Below are 281 nucleotides of genomic sequence, written 5' to 3'. Positions count from 1 at the left end.
CAGCGTGTGCAGGCTTAGCTTCCGGGTTCGGAATGGGACCGGGCGTTTCCCTGCAGCTATTGACCACCGACAAACATTCGAAGCATTAGTACAAACCCTTCTTAGTGCCCACTGTGTGTGGGTGTTGTGTCAGATACTGCATAGTGGACGCGGTCACGACAGTGACTGTTTCTTTTCTCTTTACTCTTTTGTTGAGTCACACCGAGTGTGTTGGTGTTTGTTGTGGTCAATTAGTACCAGTAGCCTTCACACCTTACAGTGCTTCCAGGTCTGGCCTATCT

The 281-nt window shown here is 49.8% G+C and carries 1 rRNA gene; it reads right to left on the bottom strand.

Annotation, left to right across the window (positions count from 1 at the left end):
• A 5S ribosomal RNA gene (gene rrf / locus QP909_RS11825) occupies positions 1-71 on the bottom strand; the annotation flags it as partial.
• Positions 72-281 lie beyond the last annotated feature (210 nt).

Origin of the sequence: Corynebacterium sp. MSK195 (assembly GCF_030228885.1) — a bacterium.
GTDB lineage: Bacteria > Actinomycetota > Actinomycetes > Mycobacteriales > Mycobacteriaceae > Corynebacterium.
The sequence above is the reverse complement of the archived record's forward strand: the minus strand, read 5'-3'. Positions and strand labels throughout refer to the sequence as shown.